Consider the following 16,484-nt stretch of genomic DNA (forward strand, 5'->3'; position numbering starts at 1 on the left):
GCATCACGAGGATGCGTTTTTCAATTCACTTAAATAAATGAAAGGCGCAATGAATTACAAATCAAATAATTTGCCTGGATTCATAATGCCTTGAGGATCAAACACTTTTTTCAGCGCTTTCATATATTCAATTTCTTCAACCGAACGTGAATATTCCAAATATGGTTTTTTGGTCATGCCTACACCGTGTTCTGCAGAAATAGAACCATCATATTTCTTCACAGTATCAAATACATACTTATTTACCACCTGACATTTGGCAAAGAATTCGTCTTTGCTTAAATCGGCAGGTTTAAGAATGTTCAGGTGCAAGTTACCATCACCAATATGGCCGAACCAGCAAATTTCAAAGTCAGGATAGTTTTCTGCCACAATTGCATCAATTTCCTGAATAAATGCAGGAACATGAGTAATCAATACTGAAATATCGTTTTTATATGGAATAAACGGTGCAATCGACTCAGAAATGTCTTCACGCAAACGCCATAAACTTTCAACTTGGTCTAGGCTTTGGCTCAATACGCCATCCATCACCCAGCCTTGTTCCATACAGTGTTCAAAAATTTCCATCGCCTTGTCCATAATTGGCTCAAATGGCGCTTCAAATTCAAGTAACACGTAAAATGGACATTCGGTTTCAAATGGACGTTGCACATGACCATGATCCAAGACTTTTTGCATCGCCAATTCACCAAAGAATTCAAATGCAGTCAGATCAATTTTAGCTTGGAAAGCATGTAATACAGGCATCACCGAATTAAAATCAGGTACGCCCAACACCATCACTTGCAAATCTTGCGGTTGGCGTTCTAGCTTAATTTCAGCTTCGGTCACTAAGCCAAGTGTGCCTTCACCGCCAATAAATAAATGTTGCAGCGCATAACCTGTTGCGTTTTTGATCATGCCTTTGTTCAGACGCAGGATATCTCCTTTGCCTGTTACCACAGTCAGACCCAACACCCAGTTACGGGTCATGCCGTATTTAATGACTTTAATACCGCCCGCATTGGTACCAATATTACCGCCAATTTGTGAAGAACCTGAAGATGCAAAATCGACTGGATAATACATGCCTTGTTCTTCGGCATAGTTTTGTAGTTGCTCAGTCACCACACCCGCTTGCACACGTACCATACGGTCTGCAGGGAAAAATTCCAAGATTTGGTTCATCTTGTCCATGCTGACGACAATTTCACCATTGGCTGCCACCGCACCCGCAGATAAACCTGTACGTCCGCCCGATGGAGTAATGGCCACATTAAACTGATTCGCCAGTTTTACAATGGCTTGTACTTGCTCTGTGCTTGATGGGAAAACGATGACCGATGGATTCGGATCAAAATGCTTTGTATGGTCACGACCCCAGTTTTGGAGGCTATCGGCATCCGTTTTAATACGGTTTTCACCGACTATTGCCGTTAATTGGGTCAATAACTCAGGGGTTAAAGCGACTGGAGCATTCATCGTTTGCAGACCTAGCAAGAATTAAACAGGAAGAAAAGCGACTGTCTGCATATCTTGATCAATTTGAAGATACTGCAGACTAAATATGTGCATCAAAGCAACAGCGTGGGTTGGCTTTCATGTGTGCCGCTTATTATAAGCGATTTTTTTGAAAAACCTGTGAATATTGGCAATTCCGATAATATAACATGGTCAGAACAGGGCAATTTTGGGCAATATTTCTGAAAGAGATTATATCTGACAAAAATACCCGCACTCTTGGTCATAAAGGAAATGTATATCGACCCATCTCCTATGTTATCATACAGCCACTAAATTTGGCCTTTGTAGCGGAGCCGTAATGAGCCAACATCTTTCACTACCTAAAGATAAAATTCGTTTCTTGTTGTTAGAAGGCGTACACCAAAACGCAATCGACGTGTTAAATGCAGCGGGTTATACCAACATCGATTATCGTAAAACGGCGCTTGAGGGCGATGCGTTAAAAGAAGCGATTAAAGATGCGCATTTCATTGGAATTCGTTCACGTACACAGCTAACTGAAGAAGTTTTTGAAGCTGCGAACAAACTAATTGCGGTCGGTTGTTTCTGTATTGGTACCAACCAAGTGAACTTAACTGCAGCAATGGAACGTGGTATTCCAGTTTTCAATGCGCCTTATTCAAACACCCGTTCGGTTGCAGAATTGGTATTGGCTGAAGCAATTTTATTACTACGTCGCGTACCTGAAAAATCAACCGATACGCATGCAGGTGGCTGGAACAAGTCTGCAGTCGGTTCATTTGAAACACGTGGTAAAACTTTAGGTATCGTGGGTTACGGTTCAATTGGTTCTCAACTTTCAGTATTGGCTGAAAGCTTGGGTATGCACGTCATTTATTATGATGCAGTGACCAAGTTACCTTTAGGTAATGCACGTCAAGTCGGCTCAATGGGCGAACTATTGGCAAATGCTGACGTGGTTTCTTTACACGTTCCAGATGTACCATCTACCCGTAATTTCATGGCAAAAGAACAATTTGCACAAATGAAAGAAGGCGCAATTTTCATTAACGCGGCACGTGGTACTTGTGTGGTGATTGAAGATTTGGCAGACGCGATCAAGTCTGGTCATATTGCTGGTGCTGCGGTTGACGTATTCCCGAAAGAACCAAAAGCCAATGGTGAAGAATTTGTTTCTCCACTACGCAACCTACCAAACGTGATTTTAACACCGCACGTGGGTGGTTCGACTATGGAAGCACAAGCGAACATTGGTTTAGAAGTTGCAGAGAAATTCGTTGCATATTCAGATAAAGGTATGACTTTATCTGCAGTGAACTTCCCAGAAATTGCACTGCCATTAACTGAAGGCAAACACCGTTTATTACATATTCACCAAAATATTCCAGGTGTATTGTCAAAAATTAACAACCTGTTTGCTGAACACGGCATCAACATCTCTGGTCAGTCACTCATGACCAAAGGTGATGTCGGTTACTTAGTAATGGACGTTGATGCAACGGCATCTAAAGAAGCGCTTGATACCTTGCATGAAGTTGAAGGCACAATTCGCGTACGTGTATTGTTCTAATCCACCAGCGCATGCTACAAAAAACCACAGTCTGCGTACTGTGGTTTTTTATGTCTGCTGCATCTGCACAACATCATGCTACACAACCCGCTAGTATTTTAAACTTGGTATAATCTGCCCCTTATTCCTATTCTGATGCTTTAGAGTATTTTCCTGCCTCATGCCAAACGCCCAACTCACTGCGGTGTTGTTCATGGTTCTGTCCATGATCTCCTATCAAATCAGTGCCTCATTTGCCAAACAACTCTTTCAGGTACTCGACCCGCTTAGTGTGACAATTTTACGGCTGTGCTTTGCCAGCGTGATTGTGGCAATCATGTTTCGCTCATGGCAAATTCTTTCGCGGCTCGCACATTTAAAATGGCGTGATTTATTGTGCTATAGCGCAGCCTTGGGCTGCATGAATATTTTGTTTTATCTGTCTTTGGGCAAATTACCGCAAGGCATTGCGGTGGGTTTGGAATTTGTCGGACCTTTGGGTTTGGCGTTATTGTCCATTCAAAACCGTAAAGATTATATCTGGGTGTTCTTGGCCATTTTAGGCATTATTTTTATGGTGCCATGGGGACAAGCTCACGGCGATAATTTTAGTCTGTTTGGTGCAGCCTGTGCCCTAGGTGCAGGATTGTGTTGGGCTTTTTATATTTATTTTGGGCAAAAAGTGGTGCAACAAAATATTGGCATGCACGCGCTGACCATCGCCATCAGTATTTCGGCTTTGGCTTTGATTCCATTCGGACTGTATAACAATGCCCCCGCACTGTTTGAAACCCAGTATTGGGGCAAGGCGCTTGCCATTGCAGTGCTTGCCACGGCCATTCCTTATGCGCTGGATTTACAGGCCTTAAAACAACTCAGCAAAATGAGTTATGGCACACTTTCCAGTTTATCGCCTGCTTTGGCTGCACTGACAGGCTTGGTATTGTTGGGTGAGAAAATTACTTCACTGCAATGGCTCGCCTTATGCTGCATTATGTTAGCTTCGGTCGGTGTTACTTTTAGAGCAGTAAAAAAATCCAAACAGCCGCAGAATGTTTAAATCAGAATAATGCTTAAACCAAACTGTCTTTAGACATCTGTTGGTATTTTTCATACTCTGCCAAATATTGCTTGGCTAGACTTTGTTTTTGCTGTTCAGACAAAATTTTGCCTGCCTGCTGAAAAAAGCCGTGTTCTTCTTCTTTTAAATGATGATGGACTTTATCTGACAGTTGCTTTGCAATGGCCAGCCAACCCGTGTTGCTCATTTCCGTTTCGGTTAATTGTTCGAGTAATTCATCCATTTGATGATGCTCTGCCAAAGCATGGCGAGTGATATTTAAACCCGCGTCAGTCATCATTAAAGGAATATAAAAATAGCGATCTTCTGCTACCGCATGAGCAAATAATTCATTTTTAAGTTGTTCAAATATCGCTCTACGTTCACGACTATCGCCTGAAGTTTGCGTCAGTTGGCGGGCTAAATCTCGTTGAATCTCGTGACTTTGGCGTAAAGCTTCAAAAATATTCATATGCAGACCTCTATTTTTAACCCATGCGCGGCGAACAGATTGATAAGAATCTACTCGCACATCCACATCGGTTTGGCTTTGGAGTCAGTTTTGATTTCGTTTTTTAATCTTCTAGCTACTATATAGAAGATCAATCAAAAATCCTGCAACTATTTGTATAGAAAGCTTTAATTCACTTACCCACTTTATTCAAGTTATGTATCTGAACAAGATTTAGAGATTTAATACCCTTTTCGGTACCAAGCGTTTTTTATCTGTAATTTCAGCCAAACCTAAACACTTCTCACCATCAAAGACCAAAACTTGCGCTGATGCAGGATGGTCAATATTACTTTCCATGCCACGACTAAAATATTCAGCGCGTCCTTCAGGGACTTGAATGTGTAGAAAATGCTGCACAGGTGCATACGCAGGCAGCAATAAAGCCTCACGTTCTGCTTCACTTAAACTTTCCAAATATTCAATGCTATTACTTGGAATCAGGTCAAAATGCCCCGTTTTAATCCGATGCAAATAGGTCAAATGTCCATAAGTACCCAAGGCTTTGGCAATGTCTTCACCTAAAACACGAATATACGTGCCTTTAGAACAAGTTACATCCAAAGTGATGCTCTGTTCTGTAAAAGACAGCAATTCAATGGCATAAATGGTGACTGGACGCGCTTCACGTTCAATTTCAATGCCCTGTCGTGCCAATTCATACAACGGACGGCCTTCTTTTTTTAAGGCAGAATACATAGGCGGAACTTGCATAATATCGCCCTGAAATTGTGCCAATACCTGCTCAATGCTCTTTTGGCTCAATGCAGGTAGATCCTGCTGCAACAACACTTCACCCTCCACATCTCCCGTGGTGGTGCTATGTCCCAATTGAATAGTGGTTTGATAGCGTTTCACCGAATCGAGTAAATAGTGCGAAAATTTGGTCGCTTCACCCAAACAAATCGGCAGCAAACCCGAAGCCAATGGGTCTAATGCCCCCGTATGCCCTGCTTTTTGCGCCCGATATAACCAACGCACTTTTTGCAATGCTGCATTGGAACTGATGCCCAAAGGTTTATTCAATAAAAATACACCACTCACGGCACGGCGCTGGATTTTAGCCGCAGATGATTTCATAGCACACATAGGTCAAAGCAAAACTGCGTCATGGTAACAATCTGCCGCGATAAATGACAACATTTCTAGAACAGCGATTTACTTTTATGGCATATTTGGGGCTTAGGATTAAAAAAATAAAATGGATATACAGGTGCATTGGAATGCAGAAACATAAAATATGGATTGTTTTAGGCGTAGTGATACTGCTCATTTCAACTTTGGTGTATTGGCTGATGCCACAATCAAACTCCCCCGATACATCACCCCAGCAAAGCTCAAATGATGAAACATCTCAAGCTTTGAGCATGCAGCAAGCCATGCAGAATCACCCTGCTGCAAATTTTTTAAGCCCAAGTCAGCAGGACACCGAAGTCAATTGTCAGCTTAAACTGGATGCAAGTAATCGTCTGATTGTGAATGAGCAAACCCGTAACTGTTTTGAATATTTTATTACCCAATATGGCGAAAAAAGCATTGAACAGATTCGTGGTGATTTTAAAAGCTATATTCAACAAGGACATAAAGAACCTGCCTTGTCGCAAATTTTAGATTTATGGCAGCGTTATTTGGACTACAGAAATGCGCTTGGACAACTGCAAGCACCGAATTTAAATCAGGAAGATCCGCAATATTACCGCAGCATTTTTAGCAGCATGCAAAATCTGCGTAAACAATATTTTTCTGATTATGAAATTGAAGGTTTATTTGGTACGGAAGATGCCTATCACGAATATACCCTAAAGCGCATGGCAGTCATGGATGATAAAAAATTATCTGAAGCTGAAAAAGCACGACAATTGCAGGAATTATTTAAACAATTACCTCAAGATTGGCAAGAAAATTTAGAACAGCTGAACACCTTGCAAGATTTACGCAGCTTGACTGCGGCAATTAAAGCACGTGGTGGTTCTGCTGCTGAAATCCGCCAAATGCGTTTAAATCTGGTTGGTCCTGAAGCAACTCAGCGTTTAGAACAATTAGATGGGCAACGCAGTCAGTGGAAATCACGAGTAGAGGATTATTTAAGTACGCGTGATCAAATCATGCAAAGTGGAATGAATGATCAAGCCAAGCAACAAGCCGTGAAACAATTACGCGGACAGCATTTTCAAAATCCACAAGAGCAATTGCGTTTAGAAACCTTTGAACAGGTACATGATCAAGGTGGAAAATTACCCTTTGCTGACTAACATATTGCATAGAACAACTGGGGCATGCAACATGCCCCATTTTTATGCCTGAAAAGCTGTTTTAGTACAAACCCACCACAACGATTTAATATACAAATGTCTATAAATATTAAATAGATATCAAGATGCATGTAGATTTACAAATCTCTTGGGCAATGCGCAATAACTGTCCCCAAATGATATGTTTTTTCTAAATTACGCATGAAAAAATACCTGAGCGTACAAAAAATAGTCGAGGATGACTCACAACACCGTGCCGCAAGCAACGGCAATTTGCATATCTGAGCTTTCAGGAGGGAAGTGAAGCCACCACTTCACTTGTAATAAAAATAAAGAACACAGGATTGTTTTATGACCATCATCTCTAACATACGGGCAATTACATTGGCTGTCACTGGCTGCTTGCTCGGTTCAATGGGTGTCGCTCAAGCTGCTCCAAGCGTGTTGCCTATTCAGGAACAGGCCAAATCTGACTATGCCAAAACCAAATATCCATTGCTCATGGTACACGGCTGGCTCGGATGGTCACGCATTGGCAATGAAACCTTTAATATGGATTATTGGTATCAAATTTTGCCAGATATGGCACGTAATGGCGCAACCGTATTTGCCGCACAACTCTCCCCTGCACACCGTACTGAATTTCGAGGTGAGCAACTGATTGCCCAAGTCGAAGAAGTCATGGCAATCACTGGCAAATCCAAAGTCAATTTAATTGGTCACTCACATGGTGGCCCAACAGTACGTTATGTAGCTGCGACCAAACCTGAATATGTGGCATCAATTACGGGCGTTGCAGGTACATTCCGTGGCTCCAAAGTTGCCGATGATATTCAAAATAATCGTTTATCACGCACCGCTTTTAATATTTTAGGCGACTATATGGTGGCGCCTCTCATTACTTGGGCGCAGCAACAGCCAGACATGCCTGTCGATTTTGATGCATCGATGGCTTCTTTAACCGAAACAGCGTCTGCAGATTTTAACCGTCGTTTTCCAACCACAGCCTTGGCCGCAAATTGTAGCAGCAGCGGTGCCAAAGTAGATCGCGGGATTCATTACTATTCATGGACAGGTGTAGCACAAGCCACCAATTTACTGGATATTGACACTGTTTTAATGCAACTCGGCCCACTGTCTTATGGCAATTTAGACAACGATGGCATGGTCGCACGTTGTAGTACCCACATTGGACACGTCATTCGTGACAACTACCGACTAAATCATACCGACCTTGCCAACATGATGTTTGGCTTAACGGGCTTGTTTGCACCTGACCCAGTTGCACTGTATCGACAACATGCCAACCGATTGAAATTACAAGGTTTGTAATAGTAAAGCTCATTTCAATCTTGGCAAAACCATCTTCCTGTGCTTGAAACTCAAGTGCAAGAAGTTCAATAACCATGAATCATTCAGAACTTGCAATCTAGCAAATTTCCTGAATAATGATATTTGACAATAGATATTGTCATGCTAGGAAAGCACAATAAAATAGAGGATGTTATATGAAATATGGATTATTCATTGCAGGCTTAATTGCGGCTAGTACCTTCAGTACCGCGCACGCATCCAATGCAGAACAGGTCAAATCTAACTTCGTGATCTCCAGTTATGCCAAAACCAAATATCCGATTGTGTTTACTCACGGTATGGCAGGCTTTATCAATATTGGTGGAGATCAGTTAGGTGTCGATTATTGGTACCAAATTTTACCCAATTTAGCACGTAACGGTGCTAACGCTTGGGCAACCCGCGTATCTCCATTTAACTCATCAGAAGTTCGTGGCGAACAATTGGCACAACAAGTCGATGAAATTCTTGCAATTACAGGTGCAAGCAAAGTCAACTTAATTGGTCACTCACATGGTGGGCCCACTATTCGTTATGTTGCAGGCGTGATGCCGTCTAAAGTCGCATCGCTGACAGCGGTCGGTTCACCTAACAAAGGCTCGCCTGTAGCTGACTTTATTTTAAAAGTACAAGCCACACCACTTGAAAAGCCATTAATCGACATGGTCAATTTGGTTTCCAAAACCATTACTTGGGCACAAGGTTTAGATCCAAATAGCTATCCACATGACTCATTGGCAGGTGCCAACAGTTTAAGTTTGGCGGGTTCTGCACAATTTAACCGCAAATTCCCGATGGGTATGCCAACGACAAGTTGTGGTGAGGGAGCTTATCAAGAAAAAGGCATTCAATTCTATTCATTTACAGGCAATACCGCAGTCACCAACTTATTAGATCCAGACTCAGCCATGCTGGCAACCAGTTTATTGATTGATGCGGGTCGTGATAACGATGGTCTGGTTTCACGCTGTAGTGCCAAATTTGGTAAAACCATTCGTGACAATTACTATTGGAATCATTTAGATGAAGTAAACCAACTGCTGGGTTTAAAAAGTATTTTTGCCCCAGACCCTGTCGATGTCTATCGTCAACATGCCAACCGTTTAAAATTACAAGGTTTATAAACTCAACGATCAGACAAAAAAATGCGCCTCAAGGGCGCATTTTTTAGCAGTAACGCAAAGTTAAAATTAACCTTGTTTACGTGCTGGTAACTTTTCACGAATACGTGCAGCTTTACCAGAAAGTTCGCGTAGGTAGTAAAGTTTAGCACGACGAACGTCACCACGACGTTTCACTTCGATTTTCGCCACGATTGGAGAGTGAGTTTGGAAAACACGCTCAACACCAATACCGCTAGAAATTTTACGTACTGTGAACGCAGAGTTCAAACCACGGTTTTTCTTCGCAATGACAACGCCTTCGAACGCTTGTAGACGCTCACGGTCACCTTCTTTAACTTTTACTTGAACGATAACTGTATCGCCTGGTGCAAAAGCTGGAATGTCTTGCTTAAGCTGTGCATTTTCAACAGCTTGTACTAAAGGATGCTTACCACTCATGGGGTATCTCCAATATGTGTGGGTCAGAAGAGGTCTGATTTCCACTGGGTATAGAGGCTAAAGCGCATAGACCCGATTGACTTTCCCTCTATGCTTGACCGCTTCAAGACATAAAGAGCCTATTTAAGTACTTAATTTACATTAAGCAGTTTAGTTTGCTCGAAGCATAGCTTCTCGCCTTGCGCTCGGGTAGAGCAATGCTTTACTCACCCTCGCTCATCTTTTAGCCATTTTTTTTGCTGCTTGCTCAACTCAACTTTTTCAATCAACTCAGGTCGACGCTCTAAAGTCCGTTGATAACGCTGCAAAAACCGCCATTTTTCAATATTGGCATGGTGTCCCGATTTCAATACTTCGGGGACATCCAAACCTTCAAAATGGTCTGGCTTGGTATATTGTGGGCAATCTAAAAGACCATCCACAAATGAGTCTTGCACATGAGATTGCTCATCAGACATAGCACCTGGAAGTCTCCGAATAATACTGTCCAACAACACCATCGCAGGTAGTTCACCACCCGACAACACGTAATCCCCAATCGACCATTCCTGATCAACATATTTCTGGATCAAACGCTCATCGACACCCTCATAACGGCCACACAATACAATTAAGCCATCATATTCAACGAATTGTTGTACTGCAGTTTCGTTTAAGGTTTTACCTTGTGGCGACATATACACCACAGGTACGTTGACCGCTCCTGCTTCATGTGCAAGTTCTTTGGCACGGCGGATTGCTTTTGCCAGTGGCTCTGCCATCATCACCATACCTGGACCACCACCAAATGGACGTTCATCCACCCGTTTGTAGTTGCCCTCAGCATAATCACGTGGATTAATGCAATGAATTTGCATCAGATCACGTTTTGCTGCACGTCCGCTAATACCGAAACGTGTAATCGCTTCAAACATTTCAGGAAAAAGCGTAATGACTGCAAAAAACACCGCAGACTCCCGTATTTCCAAAAATATTAATAATCTACGCCCCAATTGACATAGATGCGACCCGCTTCGAGATCAACGCGTTGTACCACATCTTTATGCCATGGAATCATACGCTCTTCACCATCGACGCTATCGGCAGTTGCGCGAACCACCATCACGTCATTGGCACCTGTTTCAAACAGTTCGTGGATTTGACCGAGATTAATTTCCTGTTCGTCATCATGCAGACCTAACACGGTTAGACCTTTTAAATCTGACCAGTAATACTCGTCCACGCCTGGTTGAGGCAGTTGCGATTTTGAAATCCAGATATTTGCGCCGACCAAGTTGTCTGCTCCAGTGCGATCACTCACACCTTTTAAGCTGACCACCAAGCCTTTGCCATGTGGTTTCCAACGTTTTACATCGACCATTTGCCAACCTGCTTTGGTTTCAATGTACCAAGGCAGGTAGTCAAATATGTTGCTCATAGGTTCTGTATTGGAATAGACCCAGAGCCACCCATTTAATCCATAAGCTGAACGTAGCTGTCCAATCTGAATACGATCTTCGGGCACATTCTGTGTTGGTGTCATGGGCTACCTACTACTACTTAATTCATTTAATTATGCAGCAGCTGCAGCTTTTTTAGCTTGAGCAGCTAAAGAAGCAACACGTTCAGACGGTTGAGCACCTTGAGCAACCCAGTGTGCAAAACGGTCAGCATCTAAACGAAGTTTTTCTGCTTTACCTTGAGCTGTTGGGTTGAAGAAACCGATACGTTCGATGAAACGACCGTCACGCGCATTGCGGCTGTCAGTTACAACGATTTGATAGAATGGACGCTTTTTAGCACCACCACGAGCTAAACGAATAACTACCATGAGAACAACCTTATAGTTTTTACGGATTATCCCTGTACCGACCATCGGCAACATTTCAAACCCCTTTCATAGAGGGCGATATTCTACGTTATTTTTGTTTTGATTAAAAGTAAATAATCTGTTTATCTACAGGTTTGAATTTATTTAGCGTCCGTCCCAGTTGGAGGTGGCTGAGGGAACGCAAGCTGTAGTTGTTTTAGTCCAACACTTCCTTCCCTGACTATCTAAAATTACACTTCCATTACCCACCTGAACAGTACCAGATTTAGGTTCTGCAGTTAACGTATACGTTTGACCATTCGGGACCAGTGTAATGCTATAAACAGGATTAGATGTTGGGTAATCCTTTGTAGTTGCACCATTATCCAGTGTTGCGCTGGTATAGTTATGGTTGATAACGTAATAACTCTGTAGACGTTGTGCCTGTTGCATCATTTCACTTTGTACATCTGCGCGATTGGTACGGATTTTGTACTGTGTGTAAGATGGATAAGCAATTGCTGCCAAGATGCCAATAATTGCGACAACAATCATTAATTCAATTAAAGTAAATCCTAAAGAGTATTTTTTCATTACCATGACTCGCTATAACTGCCACAATTTGCATAACCTGTCACTACATCTTTGACTTTTGTCATACAACGTAGACCATTACCTCTCAGTAATAAATCATAATTTTGAGGATCTTTCGGAAAACCACTGGTAGCGGCACATCCCCCTACTTTACAGCGCTCTACTTTTATTGCCCAATTTAAACCTTTAACTGACTGGGAATCTGCGGTTTCAACCCCCCCACTTTTTACAACAGTTAAAGGCTTTTTAGTATCGCTTGTCGGAGTACTCAAATCAGCATCTACCAGAGTTAAAACATATTTACCATCTGCTGCTGCTGAACCAACAGGAAGATACAAGGTTCCCGTAGAATTATTATAAGAGCTATAGATATAACTTGCGTCGAAGCCCTTATAACTGAAATTCTTGGATTTAAAGCGTTCTAGTTCGCTGGCTATACGCAAGGCCTCCTGTTTCGCAATCGCCAAATCCTGTTTTCGCATATATTGTTGATACGAAGGTACGGCAATGGCAGCAATAATTGCTACCACCACCACTGTAATCATTAGCTCAATTAATGTGAAGCCATGTGTTTTTTTCATGATTTACCCCTTAACGAGTTTCATACCAACGTAACTGTCTAAGTTTCGCTGTGGTGGTAAACTCCTGACATTCAGGTAAATTTGGGGTAGTGGTACAATTGAGCGTGGTTGGGCGGTTTACAATCAACCCAGTATTATTGGCACTACTACGTCCTTGACCTAAACCAGCACCCAAAATACCCGCACCAAGTTTAACGCGATTCGGTACCCCAGATGTGGTTGTATTAAATGGACATTTTCCTGTAGGCAAACAGAACTGATAGACATAGCTGTCACCTTTGACACCTGCACCACACGAACCACCAATACCTGTACCATCACGATGAAACACATTGACATACAACATGCCATCTAAGGCATACAGCTCATTCATTCCTTTATAAGCACCTGCAGTACTTGAATAGGTATATTTCCAACCGCTATTTCCAGTAACTGGAACGCCTGTACTAAAATTTGTATTTAAAGAACTAAAGCTAATATTTTGCGTCGTTAATGTTGGAGAAGCATAAAGATCTGTTTTAGCAACGTCTTTATCATAAACAACAAATACACCATCTGTTGCACTGGTTTCTGAACCCGCCTGATTAGTACCAGCCGCACCTGATAATGGAGAACTACGATTCCCTGAGCTAAATGCAACGGCTGCAACATAACCATCATCGCTGTCATGTATAGACACACTTGGCATTTCGTAGAATCTTGGACTTGCACCAGTGGTTACATTTTCACTAAATAAACGAACGACACGTTTAGCAAAATTGGCTTTTTTAGCACTCGCATCCGCACCAGTCGCCGCATTATTTAAGTCGACACGGAACGCCTGTCCACCTAAATCACCAAAGTATAAGTTATCGACTAAACCATCACTATCACGATCAATCGCATTGATCTGACTGACGACGCTATATTTCATGTTAATTGTAGTAGGGTCACTGGCATCGGTAAATGCTTCTGCACCACCTGCTGCTGTTGCATTAGCACTGGTCCACCACAGTAAGTCGCCATTATTGGCATCAAACATATATACGCCTGCGCCGATACCATTAGTTTGATTATATTGGGCACATTCATAACCAATATTTTTAGCCGCAGTTTCTCCCGTAGCATTACATGCAGTAGTCTCACCTGTAGCATCATAACCACCACCCACAAACATGACTAGTTTTTTCACTCCACCAAATTTAACATAGGCAATCGTTGGTTTAGACCAGCTTTGTCCCATATAACTTAGAGCGGTTACACCTGTAGTTGTGGAACTTGGTTTATAAATTTTTGAGCTAGCTGGGTCGATGTGAAATTTGAGCTCTGGATTATCTAAGTCAGATAAATTCAAGGCGTAATAACTTTTGCCTCCCATACGCAAACCACCATAGACCCACTGCAAGCCTTTAATGGCAATATCATCACCACTGGCATTCTGTGCAACACGACCTGAATCCTTCACGGTCAATGTTCCATCTGCTTTTGCAACATACTGGGTATAAGCCGTCCACGGTGCATCTATACCGTAGAACAGGTTATTTTTGCCCAAGGTACTACTGGTTTCAGATAGAAAAGCATTCTTTTGATTTTGCATCATTTCGTTTGGCGCAAAGGCAAAAACCTCTTTACCACGATTTGCATCAGTTGCATTTTTGCCTGCCCGTACGACATGCAATAATCCTTGTGTACTACCGAATAATAAGTAATCGTCACGATCAGTGGTGTCAATAGTGCCAGAAGTGTATGAAATTTTACCTGACTGGGTGAGTAAAATAGGAGTGGAGTGCATAACCGAACCGACCTGACGTAGTTCAGGTTTGGTTATAAGGTCGGCCAAAGTCACCGTTTCTGTTGCAGCAACATTGTAACCAAGCAAGTTCAACCAATAATTTTTATCTGGGTCGTTCACAAACAATGCCGTGCTACCTGTACCAAATAGCGTCTCCACATTGACTTTTTTCAGTGAACCGATTTCACTTGCTGCATACGGAGCCGCAGTACCTGTAATTTCACGATTGGTATAAAGAGTACGGTTGGCAATTTTTTCATTGGCTGCAATGGTGGTAATTCCCAAAGGCAATTGTCCTTTCATGCCCTCGTCAGTCCAAAGCCCTTTGGCGGCTGCGTCAAGCGAACCATCTGCCTTAATTAAGCGAATAGTTTTGCTTGCATTATATAGTTCACCGTTAAAAATATGATATTTATTCATATTTCCGACCCAAAGCTGAGTAGACTCCTGAGGTTTCGGTGTAAATGACCCATAATAACCATAAGGTTGAATGCGTAGTGGATTCAATGCGTCTTGTGGTAGGGTAGGCGAACCTGTGGCGATCGGCTCGAATTCAGGCTTAACATCATCCAAAAATTTCACCACACTTTGTACAACATCTTCTGTTGATTGTGCAGAATAGAAACCACCATTCCCATAGCCTCCAACACTACTTGGTAAATCAGGATGCGGCTTAGCTCCCCAGTTACAAGCATTTTGGGCATCTACATTTGTGATAAGTGAGCAATTATAATAATCTCTTTGTTCATTGGTACGCACACCTGCACTATTAATATAATCCAAAGTGCGTATAACTCTCTGAGCGACAGGTTTTGCAGCATCAGCGATTCTATCCACATTGAATACTGACCCAAAACCAACAACCGCAGTTTTAATTTCTAATCCTAAAGGGTTTCTCGTTTTATCACGTAATGCTTTGGCAAACTCGCCAACAGCGGGCATACCATGCCCTCCCTGACTACCGTCTGGTAGCGTTCCTGTAGTAGGAACACTGAAAGATGACCCTGTAGACCCTAAAGCTTTTTGCATTACCGAAACAGGGTCATATGAGCTATTCGGTTGACCATCGGTTAAGAAGTAAATACCCTGACCATCACATTGCGTATTGGTGGTGGATAATGGGCTAATATATTTAGCTCCACTTTTAGATGTAGTCACTGATTTAGCAAAACCGCGATCAGTTTTTTCGCCTAAATAATAACGTCCCGCATATCCACTTAGAGTCCCTGTAGTATCCGCTGTATATCCACTCGGTGTGAAGCCACTTTGATAATAAAATCCAGCCCAAGAAGTACATGTGGTACCACTCCATTGTTGGCAAATAGCATAATAACCAGCATATCCTCCCGTCAATAAAAAATACCCTTGGTAATTTGAATGTCCTGTTGCTGTCGTCTCACCCAACATATACGCAGCCACTTCAGCATAAGCATTTGCAGTAGGTGTGTTTCCACTACCTCGTAAATTTGCAACCGCTGTTTTAATCGCTGTACGTTGTGTTGTGCTTAAAAGCGCAGCAGGAACGACTATTTTCCCACTGGTTCCATCCGCACTGGTATACACGTTGTTACTACCACTTTGAGAAGAAAACTGCCCTATCCCCATCGCTACCGAATTTGAATCAATTTGGTTACTATCCATTAGGGTAAAAATTGCATCTTTTAATCGAGTGAGGCGGTCGTAACGTTTTTGCTGAGAACTTGAACCTGGGATATTTACAGCACAAAAATATTTGGTATAACCAGGTGTCGTTCCCGAAGGTTCATTTCCAGCTGTATAAGATGTGCCTGATGCAAGATCACATGCACTTCCCCCAACCTGTGACTCACTCATACTCCCTGAGGTATCCAACATTAGCGTAATGGTGGTTTTACCACCTGTTGCGTTACTATAAATATCAATATCGCTGGCTTGTGACACACTGCTACATACGGTTAAAGTCATCAGCATCGACACCGTAGCAGAAAGCGCATTTTTGTGATTTAATTTTTTCAT

General features: G+C 42.3%; 15 protein-coding genes. 5 read left to right on the forward strand and 10 right to left on the reverse strand.

From position 1 onward, the window contains the following. Positions 1-54: 54 nt before the first annotated feature. Positions 55-1,464: an FAD-binding oxidoreductase gene (locus LZP46_RS13485; RefSeq protein ID WP_236094093.1), complete on the reverse strand. Its 1,410-nt coding sequence runs from the start codon at positions 1,462-1,464 to the stop codon at positions 55-57. A 340-nt stretch (positions 1,465-1,804) separates the two neighbouring features. Between LZP46_RS13485 and serA the strand changes: the two genes are divergently transcribed. Continuing rightward, on the forward strand, positions 1,805-3,037 hold the full coding sequence (gene serA / locus LZP46_RS13490; RefSeq protein ID WP_004974541.1) for a phosphoglycerate dehydrogenase: 1,233 nt from the start codon (positions 1,805-1,807) through the stop codon (positions 3,035-3,037). A gap of 160 nt (positions 3,038-3,197) precedes the next feature. After that, positions 3,198-4,076: an EamA family transporter gene (locus LZP46_RS13495; RefSeq protein WP_236094094.1), complete on the forward strand. Its 879-nt coding sequence runs from the start codon at positions 3,198-3,200 to the stop codon at positions 4,074-4,076. A gap of 13 nt (positions 4,077-4,089) precedes the next feature. Here LZP46_RS13495 and LZP46_RS13500 read toward each other — a convergent pair whose 3' ends face one another. Further along, complete coding sequence (locus LZP46_RS13500) at positions 4,090-4,548, reverse strand: hemerythrin domain-containing protein (protein WP_070153445.1); 459 nt, start codon at positions 4,546-4,548, stop codon at positions 4,090-4,092. A gap of 213 nt (positions 4,549-4,761) precedes the next feature. Beyond that, entirely contained in the window at positions 4,762-5,667 is a 906-nt protein-coding gene (gene truB / locus LZP46_RS13505; protein ID WP_236094095.1) for a tRNA pseudouridine(55) synthase TruB, read from the reverse strand. Between the two features lie 143 nt (positions 5,668-5,810). On the opposite strand from truB, the gene LZP46_RS13510 reads away from it, so the two are divergent. The 3 genes from LZP46_RS13510 to LZP46_RS13520 all read left to right on the forward strand — a co-directional run bounded on the left by LZP46_RS13510 (position 5,811) and on the right by LZP46_RS13520 (position 9,316). After that, complete coding sequence (locus tag LZP46_RS13510; protein WP_236094096.1) at positions 5,811-6,839, forward strand: lipase secretion chaperone; 1,029 nt, start codon at positions 5,811-5,813, stop codon at positions 6,837-6,839. Positions 6,840-7,190: 351 nt separating this feature from the next. Further along, positions 7,191-8,171, forward strand: coding sequence for an esterase/lipase family protein (locus LZP46_RS13515; protein ID WP_104852622.1), 981 nt, complete (start codon positions 7,191-7,193; stop codon positions 8,169-8,171). Between the two features lie 176 nt (positions 8,172-8,347). Continuing rightward, positions 8,348-9,316 (forward strand): lipase family alpha/beta hydrolase, encoded by a 969-nt coding sequence (locus LZP46_RS13520; protein ID WP_236094097.1) that lies wholly within the window; start codon positions 8,348-8,350, stop codon positions 9,314-9,316. Between the two features lie 66 nt (positions 9,317-9,382). Here the strand turns inward: LZP46_RS13520 and rplS are convergent, their stop codons facing one another. The 7 genes from rplS to LZP46_RS13555 all read right to left on the reverse strand — a co-directional run bounded on the left by rplS (position 9,383) and on the right by LZP46_RS13555 (position 16,484). Then, entirely contained in the window at positions 9,383-9,754 is a 372-nt protein-coding gene (gene rplS / locus LZP46_RS13525; RefSeq protein ID WP_004809937.1) for a 50S ribosomal protein L19, read from the reverse strand. A 206-nt stretch (positions 9,755-9,960) separates the two neighbouring features. After that, the gene (gene trmD / locus LZP46_RS13530; protein WP_236094098.1) at positions 9,961-10,701 is read right to left on the reverse strand and encodes a tRNA (guanosine(37)-N1)-methyltransferase TrmD; all 741 of its coding nucleotides are present in this window, start codon (positions 10,699-10,701) and stop codon (positions 9,961-9,963) included. Between the two features lie 26 nt (positions 10,702-10,727). Continuing rightward, positions 10,728-11,276: a ribosome maturation factor RimM gene (rimM, locus tag LZP46_RS13535; protein ID WP_236094099.1), complete on the reverse strand. Its 549-nt coding sequence runs from the start codon at positions 11,274-11,276 to the stop codon at positions 10,728-10,730. 30 nt (positions 11,277-11,306) lie between these two features. After that, positions 11,307-11,564 (reverse strand): 30S ribosomal protein S16, encoded by a 258-nt coding sequence (gene rpsP, locus LZP46_RS13540; protein WP_178319388.1) that lies wholly within the window; start codon positions 11,562-11,564, stop codon positions 11,307-11,309. Between the two features lie 144 nt (positions 11,565-11,708). Further along, positions 11,709-12,137 carry a type IV pilin protein gene (locus tag LZP46_RS13545; RefSeq protein WP_236094100.1) on the reverse strand — a complete coding sequence of 143 codons (429 nt, stop codon included), beginning with the start codon at positions 12,135-12,137 and terminating at the stop codon, positions 11,709-11,711. Continuing rightward, positions 12,137-12,718: a type IV pilin protein gene (locus LZP46_RS13550; RefSeq protein WP_179989830.1), complete on the reverse strand. Its 582-nt coding sequence runs from the start codon at positions 12,716-12,718 to the stop codon at positions 12,137-12,139. Before LZP46_RS13550 ends, LZP46_RS13545 begins: the two co-directional genes overlap by 1 nt. Before the next feature lie 10 nt (positions 12,719-12,728). Continuing rightward, on the reverse strand, positions 12,729-16,484 hold the full coding sequence (locus LZP46_RS13555; protein ID WP_236094101.1) for a pilus assembly protein: 3,756 nt from the start codon (positions 16,482-16,484) through the stop codon (positions 12,729-12,731).

This window comes from Acinetobacter sp. SCLZS86 (assembly GCF_021560715.1).
GTDB classification, from domain to species: domain Bacteria; phylum Pseudomonadota; class Gammaproteobacteria; order Pseudomonadales; family Moraxellaceae; genus Acinetobacter; species Acinetobacter towneri_A.